At 67.2% G+C, this 26,663-nt stretch carries 29 protein-coding genes; 19 read left to right on the top strand and 10 right to left on the bottom strand.

What is annotated here, in order from left to right:
* Nucleotides 1–372 precede the first annotated feature (372 nt).
* The 3 genes from ASD86_RS01725 to ASD86_RS01715 all read right to left on the bottom strand — a co-directional run bounded on the left by ASD86_RS01725 (nucleotide 373) and on the right by ASD86_RS01715 (nucleotide 2,563).
* Complete coding sequence (locus tag ASD86_RS01725) at nucleotides 373–738, bottom strand: DUF1428 domain-containing protein (protein WP_056106180.1); 366 nt, start codon at nucleotides 736–738, stop codon at nucleotides 373–375.
* Between the two features lie 189 nt (nucleotides 739–927).
* Nucleotides 928–1,980 carry a DUF1615 domain-containing protein gene (locus tag ASD86_RS01720; protein WP_200957193.1) on the bottom strand — a complete coding sequence of 351 codons (1,053 nt, stop codon included), beginning with the start codon at nucleotides 1,978–1,980 and terminating at the stop codon, nucleotides 928–930.
* A 190-nt stretch (nucleotides 1,981–2,170) separates the two neighbouring features.
* Nucleotides 2,171–2,563 (bottom strand): YciI family protein, encoded by a 393-nt coding sequence (locus tag ASD86_RS01715; protein WP_056107039.1) that lies wholly within the window; start codon nucleotides 2,561–2,563, stop codon nucleotides 2,171–2,173.
* Nucleotides 2,564–2,822: 259 nt separating this feature from the next.
* On the opposite strand from ASD86_RS01715, the gene ASD86_RS01710 reads away from it, so the two are divergent.
* The 8 genes from ASD86_RS01710 to ASD86_RS01675 all read left to right on the top strand — a co-directional run bounded on the left by ASD86_RS01710 (nucleotide 2,823) and on the right by ASD86_RS01675 (nucleotide 10,530).
* Nucleotides 2,823–3,914, top strand: coding sequence for an alpha/beta hydrolase (locus tag ASD86_RS01710; RefSeq protein WP_056106179.1), 1,092 nt, complete (start codon nucleotides 2,823–2,825; stop codon nucleotides 3,912–3,914).
* 76 nt (nucleotides 3,915–3,990) lie between these two features.
* Nucleotides 3,991–4,398: a hypothetical protein gene (locus ASD86_RS01705; RefSeq protein ID WP_056106177.1), complete on the top strand. Its 408-nt coding sequence runs from the start codon at nucleotides 3,991–3,993 to the stop codon at nucleotides 4,396–4,398.
* 154 nt (nucleotides 4,399–4,552) lie between these two features.
* The gene (gnd, locus tag ASD86_RS01700) at nucleotides 4,553–5,458 is read left to right on the top strand and encodes a phosphogluconate dehydrogenase (NAD(+)-dependent, decarboxylating) (RefSeq protein WP_056106175.1); all 906 of its coding nucleotides are present in this window, start codon (nucleotides 4,553–4,555) and stop codon (nucleotides 5,456–5,458) included.
* 304 nt (nucleotides 5,459–5,762) lie between these two features.
* Nucleotides 5,763–7,013 (top strand): heparan-alpha-glucosaminide N-acetyltransferase domain-containing protein, encoded by a 1,251-nt coding sequence (locus ASD86_RS01695; protein WP_157475998.1) that lies wholly within the window; start codon nucleotides 5,763–5,765, stop codon nucleotides 7,011–7,013.
* A gap of 270 nt (nucleotides 7,014–7,283) precedes the next feature.
* Nucleotides 7,284–8,531, top strand: a complete 1,248-nt coding sequence (locus ASD86_RS01690) for a glycosyl hydrolase family 8 (protein ID WP_082577967.1) — start codon at nucleotides 7,284–7,286, stop codon at nucleotides 8,529–8,531.
* Nucleotides 8,532–8,822: 291 nt separating this feature from the next.
* Complete coding sequence (locus ASD86_RS01685; protein WP_056106174.1) at nucleotides 8,823–9,296, top strand: hypothetical protein; 474 nt, start codon at nucleotides 8,823–8,825, stop codon at nucleotides 9,294–9,296.
* A 131-nt stretch (nucleotides 9,297–9,427) separates the two neighbouring features.
* Nucleotides 9,428–9,913 carry a hypothetical protein gene (locus tag ASD86_RS01680; protein ID WP_056106172.1) on the top strand — a complete coding sequence of 162 codons (486 nt, stop codon included), beginning with the start codon at nucleotides 9,428–9,430 and terminating at the stop codon, nucleotides 9,911–9,913.
* Between the two features lie 137 nt (nucleotides 9,914–10,050).
* Nucleotides 10,051–10,530, top strand: coding sequence for a hypothetical protein (locus ASD86_RS01675; RefSeq protein WP_056106171.1), 480 nt, complete (start codon nucleotides 10,051–10,053; stop codon nucleotides 10,528–10,530).
* A gap of 112 nt (nucleotides 10,531–10,642) precedes the next feature.
* Here ASD86_RS01675 and ASD86_RS01670 read toward each other — a convergent pair whose 3' ends face one another.
* The gene (locus ASD86_RS01670) at nucleotides 10,643–10,834 is read right to left on the bottom strand and encodes a hypothetical protein (RefSeq protein WP_056106169.1); all 192 of its coding nucleotides are present in this window, start codon (nucleotides 10,832–10,834) and stop codon (nucleotides 10,643–10,645) included.
* Nucleotides 10,835–11,276: 442 nt separating this feature from the next.
* On the opposite strand from ASD86_RS01670, the gene ASD86_RS01665 reads away from it, so the two are divergent.
* Complete coding sequence (locus tag ASD86_RS01665) at nucleotides 11,277–12,080, top strand: N-acetylmuramoyl-L-alanine amidase (RefSeq protein WP_056107033.1); 804 nt, start codon at nucleotides 11,277–11,279, stop codon at nucleotides 12,078–12,080.
* Between the two features lie 114 nt (nucleotides 12,081–12,194).
* On the opposite strand, the gene ASD86_RS01660 is transcribed toward ASD86_RS01665, so the two are convergent.
* The 3 genes from ASD86_RS01660 to ASD86_RS01650 all read right to left on the bottom strand — a co-directional run bounded on the left by ASD86_RS01660 (nucleotide 12,195) and on the right by ASD86_RS01650 (nucleotide 14,632).
* The gene (locus tag ASD86_RS01660; RefSeq protein WP_056106168.1) at nucleotides 12,195–12,701 is read right to left on the bottom strand and encodes a RidA family protein; all 507 of its coding nucleotides are present in this window, start codon (nucleotides 12,699–12,701) and stop codon (nucleotides 12,195–12,197) included.
* Nucleotides 12,698–13,273 carry an NAD(P)H-dependent oxidoreductase gene (locus tag ASD86_RS01655; RefSeq protein WP_056106166.1) on the bottom strand — a complete coding sequence of 192 codons (576 nt, stop codon included), beginning with the start codon at nucleotides 13,271–13,273 and terminating at the stop codon, nucleotides 12,698–12,700. The genes ASD86_RS01660 and ASD86_RS01655 overlap by 4 nt, the downstream gene beginning before the upstream one ends.
* Nucleotides 13,274–13,369: 96 nt before the next feature.
* On the bottom strand, nucleotides 13,370–14,632 hold the full coding sequence (locus ASD86_RS01650; protein WP_162253609.1) for an APC family permease: 1,263 nt from the start codon (nucleotides 14,630–14,632) through the stop codon (nucleotides 13,370–13,372).
* Nucleotides 14,633–15,484: 852 nt separating this feature from the next.
* On the opposite strand from ASD86_RS01650, the gene ASD86_RS01645 reads away from it, so the two are divergent.
* Together ASD86_RS01645 and ASD86_RS01640 are read left to right on the top strand one after the other, a co-directional pair.
* On the top strand, nucleotides 15,485–15,670 hold the full coding sequence (locus ASD86_RS01645; protein WP_056106162.1) for a hypothetical protein: 186 nt from the start codon (nucleotides 15,485–15,487) through the stop codon (nucleotides 15,668–15,670).
* 234 nt (nucleotides 15,671–15,904) lie between these two features.
* On the top strand, nucleotides 15,905–16,699 hold the full coding sequence (locus tag ASD86_RS01640; protein WP_056106160.1) for a lytic transglycosylase domain-containing protein: 795 nt from the start codon (nucleotides 15,905–15,907) through the stop codon (nucleotides 16,697–16,699).
* Nucleotides 16,700–16,890: 191 nt separating this feature from the next.
* Here ASD86_RS01640 and ASD86_RS01635 read toward each other — a convergent pair whose 3' ends face one another.
* The 3 genes from ASD86_RS01635 to ASD86_RS01625 all read right to left on the bottom strand — a co-directional run bounded on the left by ASD86_RS01635 (nucleotide 16,891) and on the right by ASD86_RS01625 (nucleotide 19,727).
* Complete coding sequence (locus tag ASD86_RS01635) at nucleotides 16,891–18,054, bottom strand: PQQ-dependent sugar dehydrogenase (RefSeq protein WP_056106157.1); 1,164 nt, start codon at nucleotides 18,052–18,054, stop codon at nucleotides 16,891–16,893.
* A 371-nt stretch (nucleotides 18,055–18,425) separates the two neighbouring features.
* Nucleotides 18,426–18,929, bottom strand: coding sequence for a hypothetical protein (locus tag ASD86_RS01630; protein WP_056106155.1), 504 nt, complete (start codon nucleotides 18,927–18,929; stop codon nucleotides 18,426–18,428).
* Nucleotides 18,930–19,199: 270 nt separating this feature from the next.
* Nucleotides 19,200–19,727 carry a DUF4189 domain-containing protein gene (locus tag ASD86_RS01625; RefSeq protein WP_157475996.1) on the bottom strand — a complete coding sequence of 176 codons (528 nt, stop codon included), beginning with the start codon at nucleotides 19,725–19,727 and terminating at the stop codon, nucleotides 19,200–19,202.
* A 409-nt stretch (nucleotides 19,728–20,136) separates the two neighbouring features.
* Here ASD86_RS01625 and ASD86_RS01620 point away from each other — a divergent pair, with 409 nt between their 5' ends.
* From ASD86_RS01620 to ASD86_RS01585, 8 genes are all read left to right on the top strand, one after another.
* A complete protein-coding gene (locus ASD86_RS01620; protein ID WP_046657918.1) occupies nucleotides 20,137–20,325 on the top strand; it encodes a CPXCG motif-containing cysteine-rich protein in 189 nt (62 codons plus the stop codon).
* An 88-nt stretch (nucleotides 20,326–20,413) separates the two neighbouring features.
* Complete coding sequence (locus ASD86_RS01615) at nucleotides 20,414–21,568, top strand: winged helix DNA-binding domain-containing protein (protein WP_200957153.1); 1,155 nt, start codon at nucleotides 20,414–20,416, stop codon at nucleotides 21,566–21,568.
* A 562-nt stretch (nucleotides 21,569–22,130) separates the two neighbouring features.
* Nucleotides 22,131–22,505 carry a hypothetical protein gene (locus ASD86_RS01610; RefSeq protein ID WP_056106151.1) on the top strand — a complete coding sequence of 125 codons (375 nt, stop codon included), beginning with the start codon at nucleotides 22,131–22,133 and terminating at the stop codon, nucleotides 22,503–22,505.
* A gap of 315 nt (nucleotides 22,506–22,820) precedes the next feature.
* Entirely contained in the window at nucleotides 22,821–23,567 is a 747-nt protein-coding gene (locus tag ASD86_RS01605; RefSeq protein ID WP_056106149.1) for an HAD family hydrolase, read from the top strand.
* A gap of 184 nt (nucleotides 23,568–23,751) precedes the next feature.
* Nucleotides 23,752–24,234, top strand: coding sequence for a hypothetical protein (locus tag ASD86_RS01600; protein ID WP_157475994.1), 483 nt, complete (start codon nucleotides 23,752–23,754; stop codon nucleotides 24,232–24,234).
* 232 nt (nucleotides 24,235–24,466) lie between these two features.
* Nucleotides 24,467–24,940: a hypothetical protein gene (locus ASD86_RS01595; RefSeq protein WP_157475992.1), complete on the top strand. Its 474-nt coding sequence runs from the start codon at nucleotides 24,467–24,469 to the stop codon at nucleotides 24,938–24,940.
* A 186-nt stretch (nucleotides 24,941–25,126) separates the two neighbouring features.
* A complete protein-coding gene (locus ASD86_RS01590; RefSeq protein ID WP_056106142.1) occupies nucleotides 25,127–25,819 on the top strand; it encodes a hypothetical protein in 693 nt (230 codons plus the stop codon).
* A gap of 230 nt (nucleotides 25,820–26,049) precedes the next feature.
* A complete protein-coding gene (locus ASD86_RS01585) occupies nucleotides 26,050–26,577 on the top strand; it encodes a GNAT family N-acetyltransferase (RefSeq protein ID WP_056106140.1) in 528 nt (175 codons plus the stop codon).
* Nucleotides 26,578–26,663 lie beyond the last annotated feature (86 nt).

Genomic DNA, 26,663 nt, shown 5'->3' with positions numbered 1-26,663 from the left:
AGCAACAAAAGAAAGGTAACCAAAGAAAAATGCTTTGTTGTGAATCAAGGGCCCGCGCGTGCGTTNNNCCACACGAGACATCCTGTCTCGGTGGCGCACGGCGCACATCCATGTGCGCCGCCCTTCGGGTGGGCTTTTGCTAACGCGAGTTACAGGCTTCGCAGCGCTGGTGAATCAACCTGGCATCGTGGGTTGATGTTGGGATAGCGTCTCGGTCTCGGTCTCGGTCTCGGTCTCGGTCTCGGTCTCGGTCTCGACACGATACGACACGTTGTGACGCGACTTTGGCCGAGTTCGGCCATTGTGTGTTGCCGGTTGTGCTCGGGCGTTCGCCACGCTGGAGGGCGGGGCGAAGGTCCGGATGGGCGGTGTTTACTTGACTTCGACCACGGGCTCGAAGCCGCCGAAGATCATCCGCTTGCCGTCGAACGGCATCGGCGGGGTGTCGGGGTTGGACGGGTCCATGCGCGGGTCGTCCATCACTTTCTTCATGCCGGCGTCGCGGGTGGCCTTGTCGGGCCACTCGATCCAGGAGAACACCACCACTTCGTCGTCGGTGGCCTGCACGGACTTGCGGAAGTCGGTGAGTTTGCCGTCCGGCACGTCGTCGCCCCAGGCTTCGATGACGCGCAGCGCGCCGAGTTCGATGAAGATCGGATCGAGCTGGCGGGCGTGGTCGATGAATTTCTGCTTGTTGGCCGCGGGTACGGCGATCACGAAACCGTCGATGTAGGACATGGGAATCTCCTGGTGGGAACACGGAACGAATAGGGCGGCGGTGCGCAACGGCACCGGTTAGCTGGCCGCCTTACTTGAACGACGAACCGAAGGCGCGGGAATCGACATCGCGGTCGAAATGATTTTCGCCTGTTCAGGAAACGCTGCCTTGAGCCGATCTCGGCATTCGCATCGCGCCGCGAAGACCCGTCAGGGCTTGAGCATGCAGCGCTGATAGCGCTGGTTAACGCGATCGGCGAACCAGGCGGTGGTCAGCTTGCGGGTGATCTTGGGGCTTTCCAGCGCGATGCCGGGCACGAGCGCGCGCGGCAGCGGTCCGCGCGTTTCGGCCAGGGCGAACACGCGCGTGTACAGATCGGTCTCGCTGAAGTCGAGCCGATCGCCGCGGCCGAGCGCGCGCCGGATCGCGGCATCGTCCATGCCCAACCGCGTGCCCAGCGCGCGCACCGCGATCTCGGTCTTGCCGGGCGCCTTCATCGGCGCGCCGGGGGACAGCAGGTCGCCGTCCAGCGCCAACGCGATGCCCGACGCCTTGCTCACCGCGTTCTGAAAGGCCGCGTTGCGGCTGGCGTACCAGCCGGCGTTGTAGTCGGCGAAACGGTGCAGCTTGCGGGTGTAAGGCGTGGCATAGCCGAGCAGGTGGGCGATGCCGAAATACAGGCCGCCGCGTCGGGTGAACACTTCGTCGCGGATCGAACCGGTCACGGGATACGGATAGTCGCGCGCGTTGGCTTTGGCGAAGTCGATGCTCACCTGCATCGCGCCGCCGGTCTGCACCGGGTTCATGCCCGCGAACAAACGACTGCCCAGCGGCACGCGGCCGATGATGTCTTCGTAGAGTTCGCTCAGTTCGCGTTCGCTGCGCACCGATTCCAGGCGCTGGGCGTAACTGCGTCCGTCCGGGGATTTGATCTGCAGCGCCGCGGTCACCATGAACTTGGGAATGTGCTTGGCCGCGGCGCGGCGGTCGATCTCTTCGCGCGCGATCCGCGCCAGCCCGTCCACGCGGGGATCGGCCCGGTAGCCGGATTCCTGCTCGACCACCGCCAGCACCGCGCACAGGTTCTCGCTGGACGGATCGATCCGCTGCGCGGCGAGCGCGGCCTGGATGTCGGCCGCCCAGCCGTCGCGGTCCGCGGTCGAGGCCGGGATCTTGCGCACCAGCTCGGCGCGCACGTCCGCGGGTTGGCGTCCTTCCTGGCTGGGCTGGCTCGCGCAGCCCGCCAACAGCGCGGCGAGCAGCGCGAAGCTCGCGAAGCGTCGGCGTGCCGAGGTCGGACCGGCGGCGGACGGGGATCGGGGCACGGGGTTCGCCAAGCCTGGGAAGGACGCACGCAGGATACGGGCGGCTTGGCGGCCCGGCCAGCACGTTCGCGCGATGGCGTTCAGCCGCGCGCGTGGGATGCGCGGCGGCGCAACGCTCGCGCATCGGTCACCGATCGCCGACCTGTTTCTGCACGTCCTCGGGGAAATCCTCCATGCCCATCACCTGGCGGATCTCGATGGTTTCGTTTTCCGAGGCCGGGCAACGCTTGGCCCATTCGATCGCTTCCTCGCGCGAGGCGACGTCGAGCATCCAATAGCCGCCGAGCACTTCCTTGGCTTCCGGGAACGGTCCGTCGACCACGCGCGGCTTCTGGCCCTTGGGAAAACTGATCCGCGCGCCCATCGACGGCGGATGCAGGCCGTCGAGCGCGATCAGCACGCCGGCCTCCTGCAGCGAGTGGTTATAGGCGGTCATCGCTTCGATCTGTTCGAGGCTCGGCAGGGTGCCGGGCGCGGCCGATTCGTAGCCCTGGGGAATCATCAGCATCATGAAGCGCATGGACGTGTCTCCGGTGGTGTAGCGGGTGGGTAGTCGCGGCGCGCGGTTGGCGCTGGGCCATGCTGCATTGCCGCGTTCTTGTAAGGACGACGAACCGGCCGCGGCCGGATCGACAGCGCCGGCGAAGTTTTTTTCGCGAGCGCGCGAGCTCTGCGCCCCGCAGCTGAATCGGGTCTGTCTCGGCTGCGCGATCGCGCGAGCGGACATGACAATTCGCTGTTTACCATCGCGCCTTCATCGACCGAAGGCGAGGGCGGGCATGAGCGATTCCAGGACGAAGCGCGGGCGTGTGTCGCCGCCGTTGTGGGCGTTGCTGTCGTTGGCGGCAGTGCCGGCGCTCGCGGCCCCGCCGACCTCGCCCAAGCCCGATCCGGCCCTGGACGTGTATGCCGCGCCCGCGCAACGGGTCGACATCGGCAAGGGCCGTCATCTCAATCTGCGCTGCAGCGGCCAGGGCGAGCCGACCGTGATCCTGGAAGCGGGGTTCGCCGCCGATTCGCTGGCCTGGGCCCGATCGCAGCCAGCGGTGGCCGAACACAACCGCGTCTGCGCGTACGATCGCGCCGGCATGGGCTATAGCGATACCGGCCCGTTGCCGCGCGATCTCGAGGCCGATGTCGCCGACCTGCATGCCCTGATCGACGCGGCCGATATCGACACGCCGGTGATCCTGGCCGGCCATTCCTACGGCAGTCTGGTCGTGCGCCGCTTCGATACGCTGTATCCGAAATGGGTGTCGGCGCTGATTCTGATCGACCCGCCGGCGCAGAACGTCGGCGAATTCTCGCCGGCCTACGCCAAGTCCGAGGTCGAGGTCGCGCCGAAGATGCTGGCGATGTACCGCGCCTGCGAACAGGGCGCGAAGGACGGCAAGCTCGCGACCGCCACGCCACCGCCGGCGTTGCGCAATTGCCTGCGTGGCGCGAATCCGAATTACAGCGACGGCTTGAACGCGGCCATTCGCGGCTGGCGGTCGCAGCCCGCGTTCTGGGAAAGCATGATCTCCGCCTCGCAACAGCGCGCAGCGCTGTACGCGGGCGCGGTGGCCAAGAGCGAGCGCCACGACGGCAAGCCGCTGATCGTGCTCAGCGCCGACCGTCCGTACCAGGGCGTCGCGCCCGACGATCTCAAGGCGCTTACCGCGGCGCGCGAGCAGACCCATTTGGCGCTGATGGCGAGTTCGCGCACCGGCAAGCGGGTGGTGATCGAGAACAGCAGCCACGATATTCCCAACGATCAGCCCGCAGCGACCGCGATCGCGGTGTTCGAAGCGATGCAGATGCGCAAGCGCGACAAGGAGCAGGCCGCGCGAGGATCGTTGTGGCGGATCGGCGATCGCGCGCTGCATTAAGCCTTTCGGCCCCTGCTTGCGACGCGCGCGGCGAACGTCGATAGTCGCAAGGTCCATTCCAGGGCAGGTGAGGACCATGCGGGCGGAGACTGTGTTCACGACCTTGGCGGCGTTGGCGCTGCTGGCCGCATCGGCCCCGGCCTGGGCGTCGAACTACGACGGCATGCTTGCGTTGTTCTTCACCTTCTACCTGGTGGCGCCGTGGAGCGCGCTGCATCTGCTGGTGTTCGCGCTGCTGGCGTTATTCGATCGCTACCGCTCGCGCAAGCTCGCGTTGTGGCATAGCGCGATCGCCGCGGCCGGGCCGATCGTCGGCCTGTTCGTGGCCCTGATTGATTACCGCGATCCCGAGTTCCTGTGGCTGGCGATCGGCGTCAACACGCTGCTGCTCGTGCTGGCGTTCCTGCCGATGGGCATGCACGCGATCCATCGCCACCGCGCCGCGCGCCGGGGCGCGGCGGCGGACGCATCCGCGCCGCCTTGATCGAACGCGTGACACTGCGTTGCGTCGGCGGACTTTGATTGCGCATTTTCGCTCACACTTCCTTATCGCACCCGGCGGGAACATCAGCGGCTTCGCCGCGGCGAAATCCTCCGCCGGTCCGGCCCAACGAACAGCAACCGCTACTGGAGAAAACATGGAACTTGGCATGGTCGGCCTCGGCCGCATGGGCGCCAACATGGCCGAACGCCTGGTCCGCGGCGGCCACACCGTCGGCGGTTACGATCCCGGTCCGGCCGCGCGCGAGCAGGCCGCCGCGCGCGGCATCGCGCCGGCGACCTCGCTGGCCGAACTGGTCGCCGCGTTGCCCGCGCCGCGCGCGGTGTGGCTGATGGTGCCGGCCGGGCAAGTCGTCGACGCGACCCTCGCCGAACTGCTGCCGCTGCTGTCGCCCGGCGATACCGTGATCGACGGCGGCAATTCGAATTACAAGGACACGATGCGGCGCGCGGCCGAACTGGCCGGGCATGGCCTGCACTATGTCGATTCGGGCACCAGCGGCGGCGTGTGGGGCCTCAAGGAAGGCTACAGCCTGATGATCGGCGGCGAAGAAGCGGCGGTTGAAGGGCTGCGGCCGATCTTCGAAACCCTCGCGCCCGCGGCCGATCGCGGCTGGGGCCGGGTCGGTCCGAGCGGCGCCGGCCATTTCACCAAGATGGTCCACAACGGCATCGAGTACGGCTTGATGCAGGCCTACGCGGAAGGCTTCGCGATCATGGGCCACAAGGCCGACTTCGGCCTGGACCTGCACCAGATCGCGGAAATCTGGCGCCACGGCAGCGTGGTGCGTTCGTGGCTGTTGGACCTGAGCTCGGACGCGCTGGGCAAGAACCCGAGCCTGGACGGCATCGCGCCCTACGTCGAAGACTCCGGCGAAGGCCGCTGGACCGTGGCCGAGGCGATCGACCTCAACGTATCGGCGCCGGTGATTACCGCGTCCTTGCTGGAGCGCCTGCGTTCGCGCGACAAGGATTCGTTCGCCGACAAGCTGCTGGCGGCGATGCGCAACGAATTCGGTGGGCACGCGATTCGCAAGGAATGAAAGTAGGTTGCCGTGACGGCGGCGCGGGAACGCCGCGGCGGTCGAGGCGGCTCGGTGCCTGCGCTGTCGCGGTTTCGCTGAGATCGCGCTGCGTGCGTTGAGCGGGTTCGCTGTCGACGCCGGATCGGCGTATTTCGAAACGCGCCGCTTCGAAACGCGCCGCTTCGAAAAGCGCCGGATCTGAAGTCCATCCCGCAACGACCTCGCTGATTTTGCCGGCCTGCGCGGGCCGGCCCGCGCCCGCCCCGGCCCGCAGCGTTATGCTCGCCTGCGCCGCATCCGGCGGCACTCAGGGCTTGCGCGCATGTCGACCTCATCGCCGCCTTCGGCAACCGCGACCGATCCCGCACCGGTATCGCTCGCATCCGGCCAGACCGATCCGGACCGCGCCGGCCTGACCCGCCTGGGCCTGCCGCGCCTGGACATGATCGACCGCTTGCGTGGCTTGGTGATCGCGCTGATGGTGCTCGATCACGTGCGCGACTATTTCCATCGCCAGGCGTTCGCGTTCAACCCCACCGATCTCGACCAGACCACGCCGCTGCTGTTCGCCACGCGCTGGGTCACTCATCTGTGCGCGCCCAGTTTCGTGTTCCTCGCCGGCGTGTCGATCTTCCTGCAAGGCATGTCCGGCAAGTCCCGCGCCGAGCTGTCGCGGTTCCTGCTCGCGCGCGGCGTCTGGCTGATCGTGCTGGAGCTGAGCGTGATCGTGTTCGGCTTCCAGTTCCTGTGGCCGTTCCTGTTTCTGCAGGTGATCTGGGCGATCGGCGCGGGCATGATCGCGATGGCGGCGTTGCTGTGGTTGCCGCGACCGCTGGTGCTCGCGCTCGGCGTCGCGATCGTCGCCGGCCATGGCGCGCTGGGCGGCTTCGATCCGGCGCGGCTCGGCGCGCTGGCGCCCGGATGGACCTTGATGATGCGGCCCGGCGTGCTGCCGGGCATCGAGGGTTTCGTCGCCTATCCGGCGCTGCCGTGGATCGGCCTGATGCTGCTGGGCTACGGAATCGGCCCTTTGTTCGTGCTGCCCCGGGCGCGCCGCGCGCGCGCACTCGCCGCGCTGGCCGTGGCGATGCTGATCGCGTTCGCGCTGCTGCGTCTGGCCGCGATCGGCGATCCCTCGCCGTGGCGACGCATGCCCGATCCGCTGTTCGATGTGCTGTCCTTCATCAACGTGTCCAAATACCCGCCGTCGTTGCAGTACGCGCTGGCGACGCTCGGCGTGTCGCTGCTGCTGATGCTGGCGCTGGAACGCTTGCGCGGGCCGTTGCGTGAGGTCCTGCTCGCTTACGGCCGCACGCCGTTGTTCACCTATCTGCTGCATATCTACCTGGTGCATGGCGCGGCCCTGGCGATCGGCGTGGCCAGCGGCATTCCGGCCGCGGTGTTCGTGGGCATCCTCAGCCATCCGCGCGAGGTGTTCGAATCGGGCTGGGGCCTGGGCTTGCCGGCGGTGTTCGCGGTCTGGCTGGCGATACTGGCGTTGCTGTATCCGTTCTCGCGCTGGTTCGCGCGGCTCAAGCAGCGACGCCGCGATCGCTGGTTGAGCTACCTGTGACCTGAGACCTTAGACCTTGGTCGATCTGCGAAGCAGCGCAAGCCAGGTTCACACGCGCGGTCACGGCCGCTCAGGTACGCGCCGGGGCGAGCGCGCTAGCCTGGGTTGCGTTCGTTGCCCGGCATGCGCGGCGACGCGACGCACTCCTTCGCCGCCACACCGGATCGGTTTTTCTTTCGTCCATCGTCGAAACGCAGCGCGCGCGGCGCGTCGGCGGACGCTGGCGTGCGCGGCGCCGTCCCGCTTCGTTCCCCACTTCGGAGACGTCCCATGACCACCGTCACCTCCCCCACGCGCCGGCCGCCGCTGCGGCGCTGCCTGCAATTGCTCGCCCTGGTCGCCGCGACCGCGGCCGGTAGCGCGATCGCCGCGCCCAACTATCCGTTCGGCAGTCATCGCCAGGCCTATGTGAGCGGCACCTTGAGCCCGAGCGTCGGCCGCGCTTCGGCCGATCAATCCACCGCGTCGTTCTACGCCACCTGGAAACAGCGCTATCTCAAGCCGGCGTGCCGGGCCGGCGAGTACCGGATCAAGGCCGACACCGGCGATGCCTATGTGGTTTCCGAAGGCCAGGGCTACGGCATGCTGATCACGGTGATGATGGCCGGCAACGATCCGCAGGCGCAGACCTACTTCGACGGCCTGCATCGCTATAACCGCGGCCATCCCAGCAACAACGACGCCGATCTGCTGGCCTGGGCGCAGGACGTCAACTGCAACAACGTGGTCGGCGCGGATTCGGCCACCGACGGCGATCTCGACATCGCCTACGCGTTGCTGTTGGCCGATCTGCAGTGGGGCTCGGCCGGCGCGATCAACTACGCCAGCGAGGCACGCAAGGTGATCGCGGCGATCCGCCGCAGCAACGTGCATCCGACCAGCAAGCTGGTGAACCTGGGCGACTGGGTCGATAGCAGTTCGCCGGGCTACTACAACTCCACCCGCAGTTCGGACTGGATGCTCGGCCACTTCCGCGCGTTCGGCGCCAAGCTCGGCGACAGCTATTGGACCGGCGTGCTCGACGCCCACCAGAACCTGATCACCCGGATGCAGAGCAGCTACGCGCCCAACACCGGCCTGCTGCCCGACTTTATCGTCAACACCAACACCACGCCCAAGCCGGCGTCGGCGGGCTTCCTCGAAGGCGCCCATGACGGCCACTATTCCTGGAACGCGGGCCGGGTGCCGTGGCGGATCGGCATCGACGCGGCGGTCAGCGGCGACACCCGCTCGCGCACCGCGGCGCGCAAGCTCAGTGTGTGGATTCGCGGCAAGGCGGGGAATAATCCCAATAACGTCAAGGCCGGTTACAAACTCGACGGCACGGTGATCGACAACTACAACGAAGTGTTCTTCACCGCGCCGTTCGCGGTCGCGGCGACCGTCGATCCCGACGCGCAGGCCTGGCTCGACAAGCTGTGGACCTACATGGCCAGCGGCGCGCCGGGCGATTACTACGGCGACAGCGTCAAGCTGCTGTCGATGCTGGCGGTGTCCAACAACTGGCTCAAGCCCTGAGTCCGGCCGCGGGCGGCGCTCCGGCGCCGCCCGCAACGGCGCGGCCCGACGGGGTAGGGCGCCATCCGTTCCCGTGCGTTTGTGTTGCGGTGCATCACGAAACAAGCGAATTTTGCAAACCGTTCGTACCGATTTAGGTCAAAAGTCGGTGGAGTGTGTCTCGGGTCTCCATTAGGATCGAATCGCCGGCACGGTTGGGGCCGTCGGCGTAGTGGATTTGTGGAGTGCCGCGAGGCGCCGGCCGGCGTCTCGCCTGCGGCCGTGCGGCCGCCACCAACGAGGCAAACGGACATGCGCGCCATCCTACTGAGCTTGCTGTTGCTCACCGCTATCGCCCCCGCCATCGGCCAGACCCTGCCGGGCGAACCCTTCGACGTCCAGACCGTCTTGGACGAACAGACGCAGATCAACAAGGATATCGACGCCGGCACCGGGCCGTACGCCCAGCTCGACGATATCTCGATGCAGGAACTGCGCGAGCGCCAGCGCAAGCTGGTGGCGATGCTCGAAGGCCATCAGTACGACGATCTCAACGAAACCGAGCGCACCCGCGCGCGCACCCACATGGTCTTCATCAAGTACCTGGGCAAGACCGACGACGATCAGCTGATCTGCGTGCGCAAGCGCACCACCGGCAGCAACCGGATCGAGCGCGTGTGCAAGCTGGTGGCGCAACAGCGCGACGAGAACAAGAACAGCAAGGATCAGGCCATGCAGATGTTGCAGAACCGCACGATCACCCCGTGCGGTCCGGGCGGTTGCTGAGCGTTACGCATCGCCGCGGCGCGGCGGAGCCAGTCTCCGCCGCGCCATCGTCGGCATGCGCGCCTCGCCAGGGACGCGGATTCTTCCTTTCGTTCCAGCCCGTTTCCAAGTCACGATCGAGAGCCACCGCCATGGGTAAGATTTTTCTAGGCGTCGTATTGACGGCGTTGTGCGCCTCCACCGCCAGCTTCGCCGCGCCTCCGGCAACGCCGTTCGACGCCCAGGCCGTGCTCGAACAGCAAAAGGCCATCCGCGCCGACATCGATGCCGGCAAGGGCGCCTACGGCCAGTTGAACCCGGCGACCCGGCAGGAAGTGCGCGAGCGCCAGGACAAGCTGGGCAAACTGCTGCAGAACCGTCGCTACGAGGACCTCAGCCCGGCCGAGCAGGACCAGGCGCGGCTCGACCTAGCCTGGATCGAATACGCCGGCAAGACCGACGACGATCGCCTGGTCTGCGAACGCGTGCGCACCATCGGCAGCAACCGGGTCGAACGCGTGTGCAAGACCGTGGCCCAGCGCCGCGACGACAAGAAAAACAGCAAGGACAACGTCGATCGCGCGTTGCAGAATCGCAACCTAACTAGCTGCAAACCCGATGCATTGACCTGCATCTGATGCGTTGTACAGCGCGCGGGCGGAGCCCGTGCGTTGCCCGCACGACCCGGACGTTCATGACCGGCCGGGCCATGCGTCGTAAGCGTGGAGCACTGATGCTCCCGCTCGTTTTCAATCCAGGACCGAGAGCCATTGCCATGCGTAAGATTTTTCTGTCCGTCGTCTTGACGGCTTTGTGCGCCACCGCCACCGCGTTCGCCGCTCCCCCTGCGACGCCGTTCGACGCACAGGCCGTGCTCGAACAACAAAAGACCATCCGTGCCGACATCGATGCCGGCAAGGGCGCCTACGGCAAATTGAACCCGGCCACTCGCCAGGAAGTACGCGAGCGCCAGGACAAGCTCAGCAAGCTGCTGGAAAACCGCCGTTACGAAGACCTCAGCCAGGCCGAGCAGGATCAGGCGCGGGTCGACATGGCCTGGATCGAATACGCCGGCAAGACCGACGACGACCGCCTGGTCTGCGAACGCGTGCGTACCGTCGGCAGCAACCGGGTCGAACGCATCTGCAAGACCGTGGCCCAGCGCCGCGAAGAGAAGAAGAGCAACAAGGACAGCGCCGATCGGGCGCTGCAGAACCGCAATCTGTCGCCGTGCGGTCCGGAAGGCTGCAGCTGATCGGAACCGATCGCCGCGCGAGGCTCCGGCCCGCGCGGCGATCGACCGGTTTCAGGCGCGCGTCGCAAGGCGCGCGACCTCGGCCGGCCCGGCCTGAGCGACGGCCGGCGTATCAATCGCAGCAGCGGCACGGCTGGCCGTTGCCCGGGCTCCAGCCCGGCAGTCCGCCGCAGCGGTCCTGGCATACCTTGTAGTTGCACAGCGCCTGGTCGGGCGGCGCCGACGAAGCGGCCTGCACGCCGAACCCGAATCCGAAAGCGGCCAACGCGAACGCGGCCAGATAGCCGATCGTCCTGGATTTCATGGGTGATCCTCCTGCCGTGGCGATTGAGCCGGCGAACCGAACAAGGGCGCTGATCGCGCGCGCCGGAGCACGGGCGAGCGCTCGCGCCGCGGCCACTGTAGGCCGCGTATCGGCCGCGAACTGTTCAATGCATCACCAAAGGCCGTGGGAGTGACAGTTGTAAGGATTTACCCATCACGCGAGGTTTCGACGCGTGATCCGGCAGGGCGGAGCCCGCGGTTTTCGTCGGATTGCTCGAACACGATGATGTCCGGCCTTCTTCGCTACCCAACGCAAAGCGTCGGTCTTGAAGGGATGGGCGCGAGATCGCGCGGCCTCGAGTTTTTATGGAAAGGCTTCCAAGCCAGATGCTTTGCGACCGATGCGCATCGAAATCTGACAATCCGCGGATTTGCCCAAGGTCGCCCCATCGCGCGATCATCGCCGCAACCCCGCCGCACGAGTGCCGCCCGTGACCTTCGCACTGCACCGCTCGCTGCGCGCCGCCGCGCTGTCGTCGATTCTGTTCGCGGCCGCTTGCGCCTCGGTTCCACCGCACAATCCGCTCGCGCAGTGGCATCCCTCGCCGAACTTCAACCAGCGGCGCGCGCAATTGATCGTGCTGCATCACACCCAGCAGGACAGCGTCGAGCGCTCGCTGCAGACTTTGCGCACGCGCAATTCGCAAGGGCAGGTCAGCGCGCACTATCTGATCGGCGACGACGGCCGTATCTATCAACTGGTCGCCGACGACCAGCGCGCCTGGCACGCCGGCGCCGGCCGCTGGGGCGATATCTCCGACCTCAACTCGGCCTCGATCGGGATCGAACTCGACAACGACGGCACCGAGCCGTTCTCCGACGCGCAGATCGACAGCCTGATCCGCCTGCTCGCCGACCTCACCAAACGGTTGAGCATCCCGCCGTACCTGATTGTCGCGCACGGCGATATCGCGCCGACCCGCAAGACCGATCCGAGCGTGTTGTTTCCGTGGCAGCGATTGGCGCAGGCCGGTTATGGCCTGTGGCCGCGCGCACCGCTGAGCGCGCCGCCGCCGGGCTTCGATGCCTGGGCGGCCTTGCGCCTGGTCGGCTACGACCTGCGCGAGCCCGGCGCCGCGCTGGCGTCCTTCCACCGTCACTTCCGTGGCAACGAGGCGCGCGAGTGGCAGGCAGGCGATGCGGAGATCCTGTACGACCTGCAACGCCAATTGCTGGCGCTGCCCGAGGGAGCGCCTGCGCCGTTGCCGGCGCCTCCGCTGCGCTGAGACAGTCGTTGGCCGGGTGGAGGTTCGCCGTGATCGGGATTCGAATCGCTCGCGCCGCGCGGCATTGCGCTATTGATTCGCGCGGTATCGCATCGGGCCGAACCCAGATCGAACTCAAGCCGCGGCGATCGCCTCAATCTCCACCAGCCAGCCCGGATTGACCAGGCCGGCCACCTGCACCCGCGTGCGCGCCACCCGATGCGGTTGCTCGGGCGTGCCGAACCAGCGCGCGTACGCGCGCGAAAAGCCCTCGTTGTCCATGCGTCCGCCGAGCGCCGGGTCGCCGACCACATACACCCGCAACTGCACCAGATCGCCCATCTCCAGTCCCAGACGTTGCAGACTGCGCTCGAGCTCGCGCAGGCAGCCGTCGGTCTGTGCATGGGTATCGCCGAACGCGGCGATGCTGTCGGCCGGCGCATTGCGATCGATCACCGGCGGCGTATGCCCGCTGAGCAACAACAGCGGACGACCGGCCGGCACTGTCGCGCCGACCAGGAACGGCAACACGCCGCCGCTGGCCAGCAGGCGATCGCCCGATTGCGGGCCTTGCGCATGATCGCCGTCATCGAAGTCGTGACGCCGCACCGGTTCGCGGGTGGCGCGCTCGAAGCCGTTCATGCGGCCACCTCGTACGGCGTATTGGCGCGCGCATCGCGCAAGGCGAGCGCCCACCAGCTCAGGCGCGACAGCAGGGTCGTCATCGCTTTGTGCGCGGCCTGCGGTTCGCGCAGTTCGCCGTCGGGACCGAACTGACGCCACGCGTGCGCCAGGGTGACACAGTCGCGCAGAGTGACCGCGTGCAACTCGCCGTACACCTGACGCAGTTGTTCGATCGCGCGCAAGCCGCCGGAGCTGGCGCCATAGCTCACGAACGCGACCGGCTTGGCCTGCCACGGTTCGTAGCAGGCATCGATCAAGGCTTTCAGCGGCGCCGGGTAGCCGTGGTTGTACTCGGGCGTCACCACCACGAACGCATCGGCGGCGTGCAGGCGTTGCCGCAATGATTGCAGCCGCGCTTCGTCCTGGCGGCCGATGCGGCCCGACAGCGGCCAGTCCAGCGGGTCGATGGTTTCGATCTCGAAACCGCCATGACGCAGGATCCGGCGTTTCGCCCAGTCGGCGACCACGTCGCAGAAACGGCCCTCGCGGGCGCTGCCGTAAATCAGCGCCAGACGGAGATTGGGGGTCATGCAGGCATTCCACGGGAAGGGGGATGCGCGCAGGCTAAAACCTCAATCTTAGTTCAGGTCAAGCGAGTGGCTCAGGCCGGGCCATCGATGAACGAATCAGGCCGCCTCGGGCGTGCGCCGCAGCTTGTAGATCACCGCGCCGATCACCAGCGCGACCGCGGCCGCGATCAGATTGGCGGTGCTCGCGCTGGCCAGCAGCCCGAGCGACAACACGATCGCGGCGATCGGAATCAACGGCCCACCCGGCAGATGCAGCGCGCCTTCGCGGCCATGGTGGCGCTTCTGCAGCACCAGCACCGACACCGCCGTGCCGATGTAGGTGCACAGCCGCGCGACCACCGACAGCAGCGCCAGTTGCTGGAACGAGCCGGTCAGCGCCAGCGCCAGCGCGATCACGCCGATGAACAGCACCGCGCGCGCCGGGGTGTGGAAGCGCGGATGGATCGCGCCGAGCGCCCGCGGGCCGTAGCCGTCCTTCGACAACGCCAGCAGATAGCGCGGCCCCATCATCACCGTGTTGCTGTTGGTGCCCAGGATCGAGATCGCCGCGCCGATGGTCAGCACCAGCGCCAGCCCGGTGCCGCTGAAACGCGCGGCGGCTTCGGCCAAGGGACTGGACGATGTCGCGATGCCGGGCAGCGTTCCGAGCGCGACGAGCTGCACGGTGAAGTAGATGATCGTGACCAGCACGATCATGGTCAGCAGCGCGAACGGTACGTCGCGGCGCGGGTTGCGGTATTCGCCGGCGGCGGCGGGCAGGTTCTCGAAGCCGGCGTAGGCGAACAACAACAGCAGCGCGGCTTCGCCAAGGTTGTGCACCGGGAACGGCGCATCGCTATGCAGCAGGCTCGGGTCGAAGTAGAACGCGCCGATCGCCACGAACAGCACCAGCGGCACCAGCTTGCCGATCGCCAGGGCGACGCCGGCGCGCGCGGCGGTGCGCACGCCGACCACGTTGATCAGCACCAGCAGCGCCAGCGAGCCGGCGACCACGAACACCCGCGCCGGTCCGGCCTTGGCCGCGGGCCAGAACAGCGCCACCGCCTCGGCCAGGCCGTTGCTCAGCGAGGCGGCGGTGGAGATGCGGGTCAGCAGCAGCATCCAGCCGACCTCGAATCCGGCGAACGGCCCGAACGCTTCGCGCGCATACAGATAGCCGCCGCCGGGCTGATCGAAGTAGCTGGCGGCCTGGGCATAGCACAGCACCAGCAGCGCGACCGCGAAGCCCGCCAGCAGCACCGCCCACAGACTGGCTGGCCCGAGTAGCAGCGCGGCGGCGGCCGGCAGCAGGTAGATGCCGCTGCCGATCACGTCGTTGATCGACAGGCCGACGATCTGCCAGCGGCTGACCGCGCGCACGGTCCCGGGCGTTTCGCTGAGGGTGGACGGGGACGGGACGGACGCGCGCGGCGTCGGCTGGCTCGGCGGCTGGCTCAAAAGGTGATTCCCCTCGCTCGGTGGCGTGCGGCGTTGGCTGCGCCGGTCTGCCTGCACCTTAGAGGGTGTGGGCGGCGGGTTTCAATGTGCGTTGCGGCATGTGGCTATGCAAGAGCGGCGCGCGCGACCCCGGCCGTCTTTGTGCGATAGGGAGCGCGCAGCGGCGCGATCAGGAAGATGGGGCGAATGCGGCCGGGTCGGTTTGTCCGCGCGCGAAAGGAAAATCGCGCTGCTTTGCATCTGTCGAGGGGCGCGGCCTTTGCGAGCGGATGCGCGATCGGGCCTGCGAACAAGCGATCGCAGCAGATCCTGTTGTCGGTTGCGCAGGGGCGGGCGCCCATCGCAAACAAATCAACGAAGATCAGCTGATCTTTTCCAACCTCGATGCGGGATTCGCGCCTGCAACAGGTTTCCGCATACACACGCGAGTCGTAAACGTTTTGTTCCATTCAGCCGTGAACGCCACTGCATATCGCCCATCAACGCGGCACAGCGCACATTTTCCCGCGCCTGGATGCGCGGGCTTAGCGAAGATCCGCGCGCAGCGGGTTAAGAAAACGTACTTGCGCGAACCGCTGTCGCGCTGTGGTTCATCGCGGTGACGCCAGTGTGCATGCGCTGCCGCCGCTGCCGATAAAACCTTTCGAAAAACCAGTGCGACGGCAGCCGATTCGATCGCGACGAGTGCGGTCGAATGCATTGCACGCCTTTCACCGAAGCAACCGACGCCGGGACCCGCACGCGTCCCGGCCACGAACGGAGGTAACCGCATCCATGAACACCACGATCCGCAACGCCCTGTACGTACTGGCCGCCGCTGGCACGCTGTCGCTCGCCGCCTGCGCGAGCAAGGGCGAGACCACCGACGCGCCGGCCGCGTCCAGCGCGACGCCCGCCGAAGCGGCACCGGCCGATACCGGCGGCGCGCCGCCCGCGACCGGCGACGGTTCGGGGACTTGAGCCCAGGCGCGTAGCCCCGCGGGCTGCGTAATGTTCACCGCGGGCGGCCACGGGCCGCCCGTTTTCATGGGACAGTCTTGGCGGGTCGCCTTTTCGAGCCGGGCGCTGAACAATCCGGCCAAGCCAGCGCCTGCGTGTTCTGGCTGAACGCCGCCGCTGCATTCGTGAACGCCGCGCCGGGCCCCTGACCTGTGGCGCTGGCGTGGGGCGTGCATGGCCCTAGAATCGCGCCCCATGAACGCGCGTCCGTCCCGCTATGTCCCGCGCCTCGTCGTCGCCACGCTGCTGTTGGCGCTGACGGCCGGCGCGCAGGCGCGCACCGTGTACCGCTGCGTGCGCGACGGCACGGTCAGCCTGGCGACCGCGCCGGAGCCCGGTTCGCGCTGCACCGCGCGCGAGATCGACGACAACGCGGTCAAGCTGCCCAACCTGTGGGGCGAGATGGGCGTGATCAACGGCAATCTCTACGAGCGCCAGCAGGACGGCAAGACCGTCTACAGCACGCGCAAGCTGCCCGGTTCGGTGCGGGTGATGGGCTTCACCGTCGAGACCCCGCCGGGCGAGCCGGCGCATCCGGGCCTGGGCACGGTCGGCAAGCCGCAGCTGGACAAATTCCCCAAGCAGTTCAGCAGCGCCGCCAAGGCCAACGGCATCGACGATGCATGGCTGCGCGCGATCGCGCACGCCGAAAGCGGCTTCAACGAAAAAGCGGTATCGAGCAAGGGCGCGCAGGGCGTGATGCAGCTGATGCCGGACACCGCCAAGGAATACGGCGTGGTGGATCCGTTTTCTTCGGCCGAATCGATCAATGCCGGCGCGCGTCATCTCAAGTCGCTGATGCGCCGCTACAACAACGACCTGATGCTGGTCGCGGCGGCCTACAACGCGGGCATCGGCACGGTCACCCGCTATGGCGGCGTACCGCCTTATCGCGAAACCCAGGAATACATCGCCAAGGTGCAGGCGCTGCATCAGCGTTATCAGTTGGCGATGGGGACGCGGAAGCCGGTGTTGAAGGCTGCGCAGTGAAGCGTTCAGAGGAGTGAGTTGAGAGGAGTGAGGAACGAGTAAGGGCGGGAAAGCGGGAACGAGTTGAAAGGAGTGAGTAACTAGTAGATGAAAAGGCGAGGCATGAAAAAAGCGGGCCGAAGCCCGCTTTTTGCTCGATGAGACTGGCAGATGCGCGTTACCGCCTCTACTCACTCCTCTTCACTCATTCCTCAAATAGGCGTGAGCCGCAACAACCGCGCATTAGCCCCATCCTCCAACAGCCACACATCGCCGTTGGGGCCTTGCTCGACTTCGCGAATGCGCTTGCCCATCGGATAACGCTCGGCCTCGGCCGCGGTGTTGCCGTTGAAGCGCACCCGCACCAAGGCCTGCGAGGCCAAACCGCCGATCAGGCCGCTGCCGTTCCAGGCCGGGAAACGCGTTCCCGAATAGATCACGAAACCAGCCGGCGCGATCACCGGGTTCCACCACGCTTCGGGCGCGTTGAGGTCCGGGCGCGTGCTGTGGCGCGGGATCGGCGTGCCGTCGTAGTGATCGCCCTGCGACACCAGCGGCCAACCGTAGTTGGAGCCGCGCTCGATCAGGTTGAGTTCGTCGCCGCCCTTCGGGCCCATCTCGTGGATCCACAGCTTGCTCTGCGCGTCGAAGGCGATGCCGAGCAGGTTGCGGTGGCCGTACGACCACACCGTCGCGGCGACGCCGCCGCGGCTGTAGAACGGATTGTCGGTCGGCACGGTGCCGTCGTCGTTGAGCCGGATCACCTTGCCCAGCGGCGAATTCAGATCCTGTGCCGGATCGAACTTCTGCCGTTCGCTGGAGGTGATCCACAGCTTGCGGTCCGGTCCGAACGCGAGGCGATGACCGTAGTGATTGCTGCCGCTGAGTTTCGGCTGGCGCCACAGCACCTGCAGGTTGCTCAGCGAGCCGCCGCTGCTGGTGAGGGTGAGCTTGGCGCGCGCGACCGTCGCGCCGGCGGTGCCGCTGACGCTGCCTTTCTCGGCGTAGCTGATGTAGACCAAGCCGTTGGTCGCGTACTGCGGATGCAAGACCACATCGCCGAAGCCGCCCTGACCGCCGTAGGCCACCGCCGGTACGCCGGTGATGGTCTGCGCGGTGCCGCCGATGGTCAGTACCTTCAGCACACCGCGCTTTTCGGTCACCAGCAACCGGCCGTTGGGCAGAAACGTCATCGCCCAGGGTTCGTTGAAGCGCGCGACTTCGGTCGCGGTGAACGGATTGGCCTTGACCGCCTGGGCGCTGGCGTCGGCGGTGTCGTTGTCCTGCGCGGCGGTGTCGGGCCTGGCCGCCGCCGGCGCGGCGAACGCGGCCAGCAGCGCGGTGGAGCACACGATGGAGAGCGTCGAACGTGTCATCTGCGTTTCTCCGGAAATCGATGGCGTGGGGTTGAGGCCGGCCGAGAGTGCCATCGAAGCCGCAGCGGTCTTGCGACCGGTTCGGCAGTTCGCGGCGCAGGCGTCGACGCTGCCGCGATTCGCAACCGCGATCACGCGGGCAATGGGGTGTTCGCGCTAGGAAATCGTAAGCGCGCCGTGCGCGGAACACGACGCAGTTCTCACGATCGCGCGCATGCGTTTCGCACGGCGCGATGCAGCATGGATGCGTTTGTGCCGGTTGCGTATGCACAGTCGCATGAGCGGCACACGATCTGCATATCGCGCCGCGTGGGCCCGGCGGCTTCCGGTCGTCGCGGCTTTAAACCATCGCGGCTTTAAATCATCGTGCTTCAAGCCATCGCGCTGAGCGCATCGAACGGCAGCACGTCCACGTCGGTGGTGTTGGCGAGCACCCGCGCCTCGGCCTGTGCGAGCAGATCGCGATCGCCGTCGATGATCACCAGGATGCGGCCTTGCTGGATCAAGCCATCGAACTTGCGCCGGATCGGATCGGGCAGGGCCGAACCCATCAACGCCGAGGCCCAGCATCCGACCAGGCCGCCGGCCACCGTCGCGGCCGCGGCGCCGGCGAGGGTCAGGCCGATCGGTGCGATCACCACCGCGGCCAATCCGGCGAGCAACCCGGCCGCGCTGCCGTAGCCCGCGCCGCGCACGGCCGCCGGCATCAGGTCGGTGTCGGCTTCCTTGCGCTCGTTGGGGATCGAAGTCAGTTCGATATCCGAACGCGCGATCAGCAGAATATCGCGGTCGTCCACGCCGGCTTCGCGCGCCGCGTCCATCGTGGCCTGGGCGGTGACGAGATCGGGTGTGCTGAATACGTGGCGAGTTTTCATGACGGTCTCCCGGGCGCTCGCGAGCGGACAGCGAGCGCCGCTTGACCGCGTCGGCGGACGACGCGGATCGCACCGGACCGGGTCCAACGGCCAGTCCGGGCCCTGCGCCGAGCATGTGCCGGATCGGGTTAGTCGGCGGTGATGGGGCGCGTTGCTTGAGTGGCCCGCACAGTCATTGCTGCGCTGCCGCAGATCCTCGGACGCGGACACTCGGCCAGCCTCGGTAAGGCGTGAGAAACATCAATGGACGTCCCCGCATCGCGCCACTCTTCAGTCGACCAGCACCGCGAAACTGCAAGGGGTGTACAACACCTCGCAGTTGGTCGAGTTCGCGTTGCAGTCCTTCTGCGCGCGTTCCGAAGCCTCTTCGATACTGCCGGCGCTGCTGGTCGCCACGAAATCGGCGCCCAACGCGACGGCGGCGCAACCGTTGCGGTAAACCAACAGCGTCTTTTTGCATTCCTGCGCGGATCCGCCGCGAGTCTGACAATCCTTGAGAGCTGCGTTCTTCGCGTCGCGACTGCTGCTCTTGTCCGCCGCCGTCCCCATCTTCTGGGCGACGCCATCGATGGCGATAGCGCCCCAGCGATCGAGCCAACGCGGCTGCCTCACGTTGGGCTGCTGCTGGATCGGACTCGGCCCGCCGACACCGTAACCGGGCTGCGGCACGCAGATCGGACCGGGTTGCCGGCCGATCGGCGCCTGGCCGTCGGGACAACCCTGCTCGGCCTGCGCCACTGCGGCCCACGACGCGCTTGCCAGCAACAGGCCACATGCAATGAGATTGCGCGTAATCACGGTCGATCCTTCGAGGTGAGATAGGGCGCGAGCCTATCGCAATTCAATAGCAATGAACGTGGGTGGGATTCGCATCGGCCTGGGAACAAAACCGTCCGCGCCATCGACGTTTCCGAGTCTGCGCCCTTGAACGGCAGCGTCGTCTTCCAATGGAGACCCGTGCGCCTTGTGATTCGACCGTGCTCGGATTCGGCGCGTTCTGTGCCTGCGATGGGCCGGTGTTCGGCGTGGTCGGACGGCAGCCCGTGCTGCCGGCATAATCCGCAGGCATGCCCGCGCCCGGCTGGGCCGCCCGCGAGCCCATGGCGTTGCAGGCGCCAGGCGTACCGAGCAGACCCTGGAAGAACATCGCGGCCATTGGCGGAGCGCTAAGCTGTAGCCCATTCCTGCCGGCCCCGCGAGGCGCGCGATGTTGCCCAGTGTCGAAGTTGACTGTCCCTATTGCGGCGAGCCGATCGAGTTGATCGTCGACGATTCCGCCGGCGATCAGCGTTATATCGAAGACTGCCAGGTGTGCTGCCGGCCGATCGTGGTCGCGGTCAGCGTCGACGACGACGGCGAGCCGCGGGTCGATGTCTACGCCGAGGACGAAGCGTGATCCACGCAGTTGTCAGCATCAACACTGCGCGACGCTCCACCGCGTCCGTCGCGGCGATAGCCACGCGCCGAACGAGACTGCATTGACCGTGACGCCGCCCGCAGCGCGTGGATCAATCAGCATCCGTCCCGAACGGCTCGACACGCGCACGCTCAATCGCGCATTGCTGGCGCGGCAATCGCTGCTGGAACGCAGCGCGGCCTCGCCGCTGGCGATGATCGAACAATTGGTCGGCTTGCAGGCGCAGGCGCCGAATCCGCCGTACCTCGGCCTGTGGACGCGGCTGCGCGAATTCGCGCTCGACGATCTGACCCAGGCCATGCGCGCGCGCCGGGTCGTGCGCGCGACCATGATGCGCGGCACCTTGCATCTGGTCAGCGCCGACGACTACCGCGCGCTGCGTCCGGTATTGCAGCCGGTGCTGCAGCGTTTGTCCTTGCAAACCGCGCATGCCAAGGCCTTGCGCGGCCTGGAGCTGGACGAATTGCGCGAAGCCGGCATCGACGCGCTGCGCGCGGGTCCGCTCAGTGCGACCGCGCTCGGCGAGGCCTTGCGGGCGCGCTGGCCGTCGCACGACACCGCCGAGTTGGCGAAGCTGGTGCGCAGCGTCGAACTGCTGGTGCATGTGCCGCCGGCCGGGGTGTGGGATTCGCATCAGGCCGCGACCTTCGCCGTCGCGCACGCTTGGCTGGGCACGCCGATCGCGCAGGCCGCCGACGAAGACGCCGCTGATGCGATGCTGCTGCGCTATCTGGCCGCGTTCGGTCCGGCCAGCGCGCGCGATGCGAGCGCATGGTCGGGCCTGACCGGCACGCGCGAGCGCCTGCAACGCCTGCGTCCGCGCCTGCGTGTGTTTCTCGACGAGACCGGCATCGAGTTGTTCGATCTGCCCGATGCGCCCAGGCCCGCGCCCGACACGGTGGCGCCGGTGCGTTTGTTGCCGGAGTTCGACAACGTGTTGCTGGCGCATCGCGATCGCTCCCGCATCTTCGACGAGAACTTGCGCGCGGCGATCTTCAGCCGTAACGGTCTGGTCGCCGCGACGGTGTTGATCGACGGCTTCGTCGCCGGGGTGTGGAAGCTGCAGCGCGAAGGCGATACCGCGACGCTGATGGTCGAAACCTTCAAGCGGCCGCGGGCCGCGGATCGCACCGCTCTGCAACACGAGGCCGAATGCTGTCTGCGAGTCGCGGCGCCCGGGTATTCGCGACATGAGGTGCGTTTGTCCGTGCTCGGTGCCTAGCGATCGAGCCGCGGCCTTGGGCGTGCGACGCATCGTCTGAATGCATGCGCTGGAGCCGGCGGCCGGCCGTGTCGCGTCGGTCTACAGCTTCGGGGGCGGAGCCATCGCTCGCGATAACAACGGCAAGCGCCGGCCCGCAATGCTGGCGCACGACGGGCACGTTGCGCGAAGCGCCTCGCGTTTGGCGGTCTGGTTGCGGATAGCCGCGATTGCTCACATCGAATCATCCGGCCGTCCGCCGGACTCAAGCCGATCACCTCGTTGACAGCTCGATTCGTAAAGGTTGTGTTCCGTTCAGGCAAATCTCCCGCGCGAGGCAATCGCGGAATCTCGCCGCATGTCACGTTTTACCGCGTTTTCGGCCCGCGCCGCGCCGTCGTCCTAGCGCCTGTGCCGCGCCGTGTGGTTAAGCGAACGTAGCTTTAACACCCGCGTCCGCGGTTTTGTTCAGACGCGCGGCGGCAAGGTTGGGGCCGTGCGGTAAGCGCCCTGCGCAACAAGCGACGCCGATCGACGGCTCGCACCGCGCAGCACAGCACACTCATTCCAGGAGACACGACTCATGAACTTCACCAACCGCAAGTCGCTGATCGGTACGTTGGCTCTGGTTGCTTCGCTGTCCGCCCCGATGGCGTTCGCGCAAACCGCCGAACAGGCGCCGCCGACCGAAGCGGCGACTCCGGCCACTGGCGCCCAGGATGCTGGCGCGGCGACCGACGCGCAGGCCACCGCGGCCGCGCCGCAGAAGAAGAGCTGGTCCGACGTCGACGGCGACAAGGACGGCAATCTGAGCAAGACCGAAGCCTCCGCCGTGCCGGCGCTGGGTCAGGTGTTCGATCAGGCCGATTCCGACGCCAATGGTTCGCTGACACCGGACGAATACAAGAATTACGTCGCCAAGGTCCAGTCCAGCGGCGGCAGCAAGAAGGGCGGCTGATTCCGGCCGCGCCCTTGGGGTGTAGGTTGTACCTGCGTTGTGGGGAGGGCGGCTTAGGCCGCCCTCTTTTTTTGTTTGCGCCGTCAGGGGGCTTGTCGGTAGGGGCTGACGATGTGTGCGGACGATTCGTTTGGGTGGTTGCCTTTTGCGGTAAGGGCAACAGCAAAGGCAAAAGCGAATCCCCCTGGCCCCCCTTTTGCAAAGGGGGGAACCCGGCTCGGAGTGACGCCAGGAGGTGCGGTGTCGTTGATCGGCGGGTGGTTCCAGCGCCAACCCGGCAACCACTGCAATGCGCGCGGGCGCATAATGCCGCCCATGAACTCCCGTACCCCCGTGGCGGATTCGCGTATCCGCATGATCGGTTTCGATGCCGACGACACCCTCTGGCGCAGTCAGGACTACTTCGATCAGGCCCAGCTCGATTTCGAACGCATCGTCGGCGGCTATGTCGACCTGCGCGATGCGCGCTTGCACGAGCGCCTGTACGAGATCGAGAAACGCAACATCGGCATCTTCGGCTATGGCGTCAAGGGCATGGTCCTGTCGATGATCGAGGCCGCGGTCGAGATCACCGGCGAACGCATCAGCGCCGCCGATCTGCACCGCATCGTCGAGCTGGGCAAGGACCTGCTGCGGCATCCGGTCGAAATGCTGCCGGGCATCCCCGAGGCGGTGGCGCAGATCGCCGCCGAGTTCGAGGTGGTGCTGATCACCAAGGGCGATCTGTTCCATCAGGAAGCCAAGGTCCGGCAGTGCGGCCTGGCCGACCTGTTCCAGCGCATCGAGATCGTCAGCGAGAAAGACACCCAGACCTATGCGCGGCTGCTGCGCGTATTCGATCTGCCGGCCCAGCGCTTCGTGATGATCGGCAATTCGCTGCGCTCGGACATCGCGCCGGTGCTCGCGCTCGGCGGTTGGGGCATCCACATCCCGTACCACACCACCTGGGCGCACGAGAACGAGGCCGAGATCGCCGCCGACGCGCCGCGGCTGCGCCGGGTCGACCAGGCCGCCGAACTGCCTCAGGCGGTGCGCGAGCTGGCGCGGGTCGCTGCGGCCTGAGGCCGCGCGCTCGGGTCGACGCCGGTCGCGTGTAGGCCGTGCGCCGGCCCTATGCCGGCGTTGGCCATGGCAACGCCGGCTGAGCGGCTTCGGCGCGGGCCCGAATCATTAAAAACCGGTTCACTGTCGCGGGCTCACAGTCGCAGCGTGCCTGCCGACGATGCAGGCTTCTCAGGAGACCGACATGATTGCCCTGTCCCGCTGGCTTGCCCCCGTCGTACTCGCCCTGGGTTTGGGCGCGGTGGCGATGGTGCCGGCGCCGGCCCGCGCCGATGATCAGCTGGCTCGCGTGATCGTCGACATCGCCGACGTCATCGTGCGCAACAACACCCCGTACTACCGTTACGGCAATTACGGCTACGCCGACCGGCTGGTGGTGGTCAACGACCGCTGGGGCCGCCCGACCTATTACCGCAACGTCCCGCGTTACGTCGGCTATCGCCCGGCCCCGCCGCCGCGCTATTACGGCTACAACAACGGTTACAACAACAATCGCTATTACGATCGCGATTGCAACCGCCACGGCAAGTGCCGCGTGACTTATTACGATGCGCGCCGCGACCGTCGCGACGATTACCGTCGCTACGACCGCTACGACCGTCACGATCGCGACGACCATCGTGGTCGCCACGACAACGGCCGCTGGCGCGATCGTCACGACGACTGATTGCTGACCCCTTAGGGGTATGTGTACGACGGCGCCCGAGGGCGCCGTCTGCGCTTGCGGCCGGCAGCGCCTGGAATGCCCGGATGGCTGCGTCGGTATCGCCGGATCTCGTGATCGCCGGGTCCCTTGCGCGGCGCCGGATGGTAGCCTGCCGCTTCCCGTCGCCGTGGTGGCGCGTCCCCCGATTCCACCCGAACGATTCCACTCGAACGATTTCGCCCCGAGGTCCGCCATGCGTTCCGTCACCGCATCCGCCGTCCCATCCGCCCGTCGTCCGCGCCGCATGATCCTGGCCGCGGTGTTGCTGGCCGCGATCGCCTTGCCGGGCGCCGCATCGGCGCGTGACACCATCACCTGCAAACTCAAATTCTCCATGTCGGGCTGGTCGGTGTTCTACAAGACCTCGTCCGGCCGCGGCACCATCAGTTGCAGCAATGGCCAGAGTGCGTCGGTGAAGATCAGCGCCAAGGGCGGCGGCCTGACCGTGGGCAAGTCGCGCATCGATCACGGCACCGGCGAATTCGCCGGCGTCCACAACCTCAACGACACCCTGGGCAGTTACGCCACCGCCGAAGCCCACGCCGGCGCGTCGAAGTCGAGCAAGGCGCAGGTCATGACCAAGGGCGATGTGTCGCTGGCGCTGGCCGGTACTGGTCAGGGCTGGGACCTCGGCGTGGCGTTCGGCAAGTTCACCATTTCGCGATGAGGCAACGCCGGCGCGGTCGCGACCTGATCGCCGCGACCGCCGCCCTCGTGGTAACGGCCACGCGCGGTATCGACGTGGCTGCCGAATGAATAGCGATGCGCGCCGCGCTTTGATCCGGACCGGCCGGTCCCAACGTTCTAGACGACCCGGAGCGCGACTCGCGCCGGACCGTCCCAGGAGCCCGCCATGACCGACAAGCTCAAGACCCGTTTCTTCGCCTTGGCCGCGTCGGTCGCCGCGCTGCTCGGCACGCCGGCGCAGGCGCAGGACCTGCCGGCGGGCTGGGACCCGCGCAGCGGCGATGTCTGGGTGGACGCGTGGCTCGGCGACATCAGCCGCTACGCCACGCGTTATCGCGAACCCTTCGTCGACGAGATGGTGCGTTACTACGGCGCGCCGCGCGAACTGATCGGCGATCTGCTCGATCGACGTGGTTGGACGCCGGGCGACGTGTATTACGCCTGCGCGATCGCGCAGGTGCTGGGCCGGCCGTGCCGTTACGTGGTCGACGAATGGGATCGCGAGCATGGCCAGGGCTGGGGCGAGGTCGCGCAGCGCCTGGGCGTGAAGCCGGGCTCGGCCGAATTCCATCGGCTCAAGCGCGGTTTCGTGCCGACCTACGATCGCTGGGGCCGGCCGATCACTATCGATACCGAGTTGCACCGCGATTTCCCCAACCGGCCGTACCGCGATTATCCGCCGCCGAAGCCGCCGGCCGCGGCCAAGGCCGACAAGGGCAAAGACGAGAAGGCGAAGTCGGAGAAGGGTAAGGCCGATTCGGCCAAGGCCAAAGGCGCGGCTGCGAAAAGCCGCGCAGCGGGCGAGGGCACGGCCAAACGCCAAGGCAAGCCGACCACCGGCGAGGCCAGGCGCGACTGAGTCGCACGGGCGAATTTCGCGATGAATACGGCGGCCGCGAGGCCGCCGTTTGTGTTTCGGCCTCGGCTTCCTGCCGACGTGCTTGGGGTGCTTCCGGACAGGTCGGCACGAATCGGGCGATGCGCTTTCGTCCGCCGAAGCAGTGCCGCGGGCCGAGGCCGCGACCGGCCTTTTTCGCCTGCGACTTTGGTACTGCGGCCAGCCGCGCTCGGCGCGGCTATCATCGGGCCATGAACGATTCCGCCTCCCCCTCCGACACGCCGCCGATCGAAATCGTCGGTAACGTCCGCATCGTCGATTTCCAGCCGCGCTGGCGCGGCGATTTCGCCCGTCTCAACATCGAATGGCTGGAGCGCTGGTTCGTGGTCGAGCCGATCGATCGCGAAGTGCTCAACGATCCGGAAACCCATCTGCTCGCCGGCGGCGGTCGCGTGCTGTTCGCGGTCGACGAGGCCGACCGCGCGCTCGGCACGGTGGCCTTGCTGCGTTACGACGACGGCCTGGTCGAACTGACCAAGATGGCGGTCGAGCCCGGTCTACGCGGCGGCGGCATCGGCCGCAAGCTGATGGCCGGGGCGATCGCCGCGTTCCAGGACATGGGTGGGCGCGAGTTGTTTCTGGAGTCGAGCCATCGGCTGGGGCCTGCGCTGAAGTTGTACGAAAGCGTCGGCTTTCGCCATCATCCGGCGCCGCGTCCGGGCTCGCATTACCAGCGGGCGGATGTGTACATGATCTGGGAAGCGCCAGCGGCAAGCTGATGCGCGTGATCGCTGGTCGATCGTGGCGGTGACGTTGCGCGGGATTTTCGTCGGTTGCTAATTGCGATTGCTGCGCACGGGTTGCG

It is taken from the genome of Lysobacter sp. Root690 (assembly GCF_001427785.1).
GTDB lineage: Bacteria > Pseudomonadota > Gammaproteobacteria > Xanthomonadales > Xanthomonadaceae > Lysobacter.
This window is presented reverse-complemented; position numbering and strand designations above follow the sequence as displayed.

Coding starts and splice junctions, on each gene's coding strand:
- ASD86_RS01725 (WP_056106180.1), bottom strand. CDS start 738: ATGTCCTACATCGACGGTTTCGTGATCGCCGTACCCGCGGCCAACAAG.
- ASD86_RS01715 (WP_056107039.1), bottom strand. CDS start 2,563: ATGCGCTTCATGATGCTGATGATTCCCCAGGGCTACGAATCGGCCGCG.
- ASD86_RS01710 (WP_056106179.1), top strand. CDS start 2,823: ATGAGCGATTCCAGGACGAAGCGCGGGCGTGTGTCGCCGCCGTTGTGG.
- ASD86_RS01705 (WP_056106177.1), top strand. CDS start 3,991: ATGCGGGCGGAGACTGTGTTCACGACCTTGGCGGCGTTGGCGCTGCTG.
- gnd (WP_056106175.1), top strand. CDS start 4,553: ATGGAACTTGGCATGGTCGGCCTCGGCCGCATGGGCGCCAACATGGCC.
- ASD86_RS01695 (WP_157475998.1), top strand. CDS start 5,763: ATGTCGACCTCATCGCCGCCTTCGGCAACCGCGACCGATCCCGCACCG.
- ASD86_RS01690 (WP_082577967.1), top strand. CDS start 7,284: ATGACCACCGTCACCTCCCCCACGCGCCGGCCGCCGCTGCGGCGCTGC.
- ASD86_RS01685 (WP_056106174.1), top strand. CDS start 8,823: ATGCGCGCCATCCTACTGAGCTTGCTGTTGCTCACCGCTATCGCCCCC.
- ASD86_RS01680 (WP_056106172.1), top strand. CDS start 9,428: ATGGGTAAGATTTTTCTAGGCGTCGTATTGACGGCGTTGTGCGCCTCC.
- ASD86_RS01675 (WP_056106171.1), top strand. CDS start 10,051: ATGCGTAAGATTTTTCTGTCCGTCGTCTTGACGGCTTTGTGCGCCACC.
- ASD86_RS01670 (WP_056106169.1), bottom strand. CDS start 10,834: ATGAAATCCAGGACGATCGGCTATCTGGCCGCGTTCGCGTTGGCCGCT.
- ASD86_RS01660 (WP_056106168.1), bottom strand. CDS start 12,701: ATGAACGGCTTCGAGCGCGCCACCCGCGAACCGGTGCGGCGTCACGAC.
- ASD86_RS01655 (WP_056106166.1), bottom strand. CDS start 13,273: ATGACCCCCAATCTCCGTCTGGCGCTGATTTACGGCAGCGCCCGCGAG.
- ASD86_RS01645 (WP_056106162.1), top strand. CDS start 15,485: ATGAACACCACGATCCGCAACGCCCTGTACGTACTGGCCGCCGCTGGC.
- ASD86_RS01640 (WP_056106160.1), top strand. CDS start 15,905: ATGAACGCGCGTCCGTCCCGCTATGTCCCGCGCCTCGTCGTCGCCACG.
- ASD86_RS01635 (WP_056106157.1), bottom strand. CDS start 18,054: ATGACACGTTCGACGCTCTCCATCGTGTGCTCCACCGCGCTGCTGGCC.
- ASD86_RS01630 (WP_056106155.1), bottom strand. CDS start 18,929: ATGAAAACTCGCCACGTATTCAGCACACCCGATCTCGTCACCGCCCAG.
- ASD86_RS01620 (WP_046657918.1), top strand. CDS start 20,137: ATGTTGCCCAGTGTCGAAGTTGACTGTCCCTATTGCGGCGAGCCGATC.
- ASD86_RS01610 (WP_056106151.1), top strand. CDS start 22,131: ATGAACTTCACCAACCGCAAGTCGCTGATCGGTACGTTGGCTCTGGTT.
- ASD86_RS01605 (WP_056106149.1), top strand. CDS start 22,821: ATGAACTCCCGTACCCCCGTGGCGGATTCGCGTATCCGCATGATCGGT.
- ASD86_RS01600 (WP_157475994.1), top strand. CDS start 23,752: ATGATTGCCCTGTCCCGCTGGCTTGCCCCCGTCGTACTCGCCCTGGGT.
- ASD86_RS01595 (WP_157475992.1), top strand. CDS start 24,467: ATGCGTTCCGTCACCGCATCCGCCGTCCCATCCGCCCGTCGTCCGCGC.
- ASD86_RS01590 (WP_056106142.1), top strand. CDS start 25,127: ATGACCGACAAGCTCAAGACCCGTTTCTTCGCCTTGGCCGCGTCGGTC.
- ASD86_RS01585 (WP_056106140.1), top strand. CDS start 26,050: ATGAACGATTCCGCCTCCCCCTCCGACACGCCGCCGATCGAAATCGTC.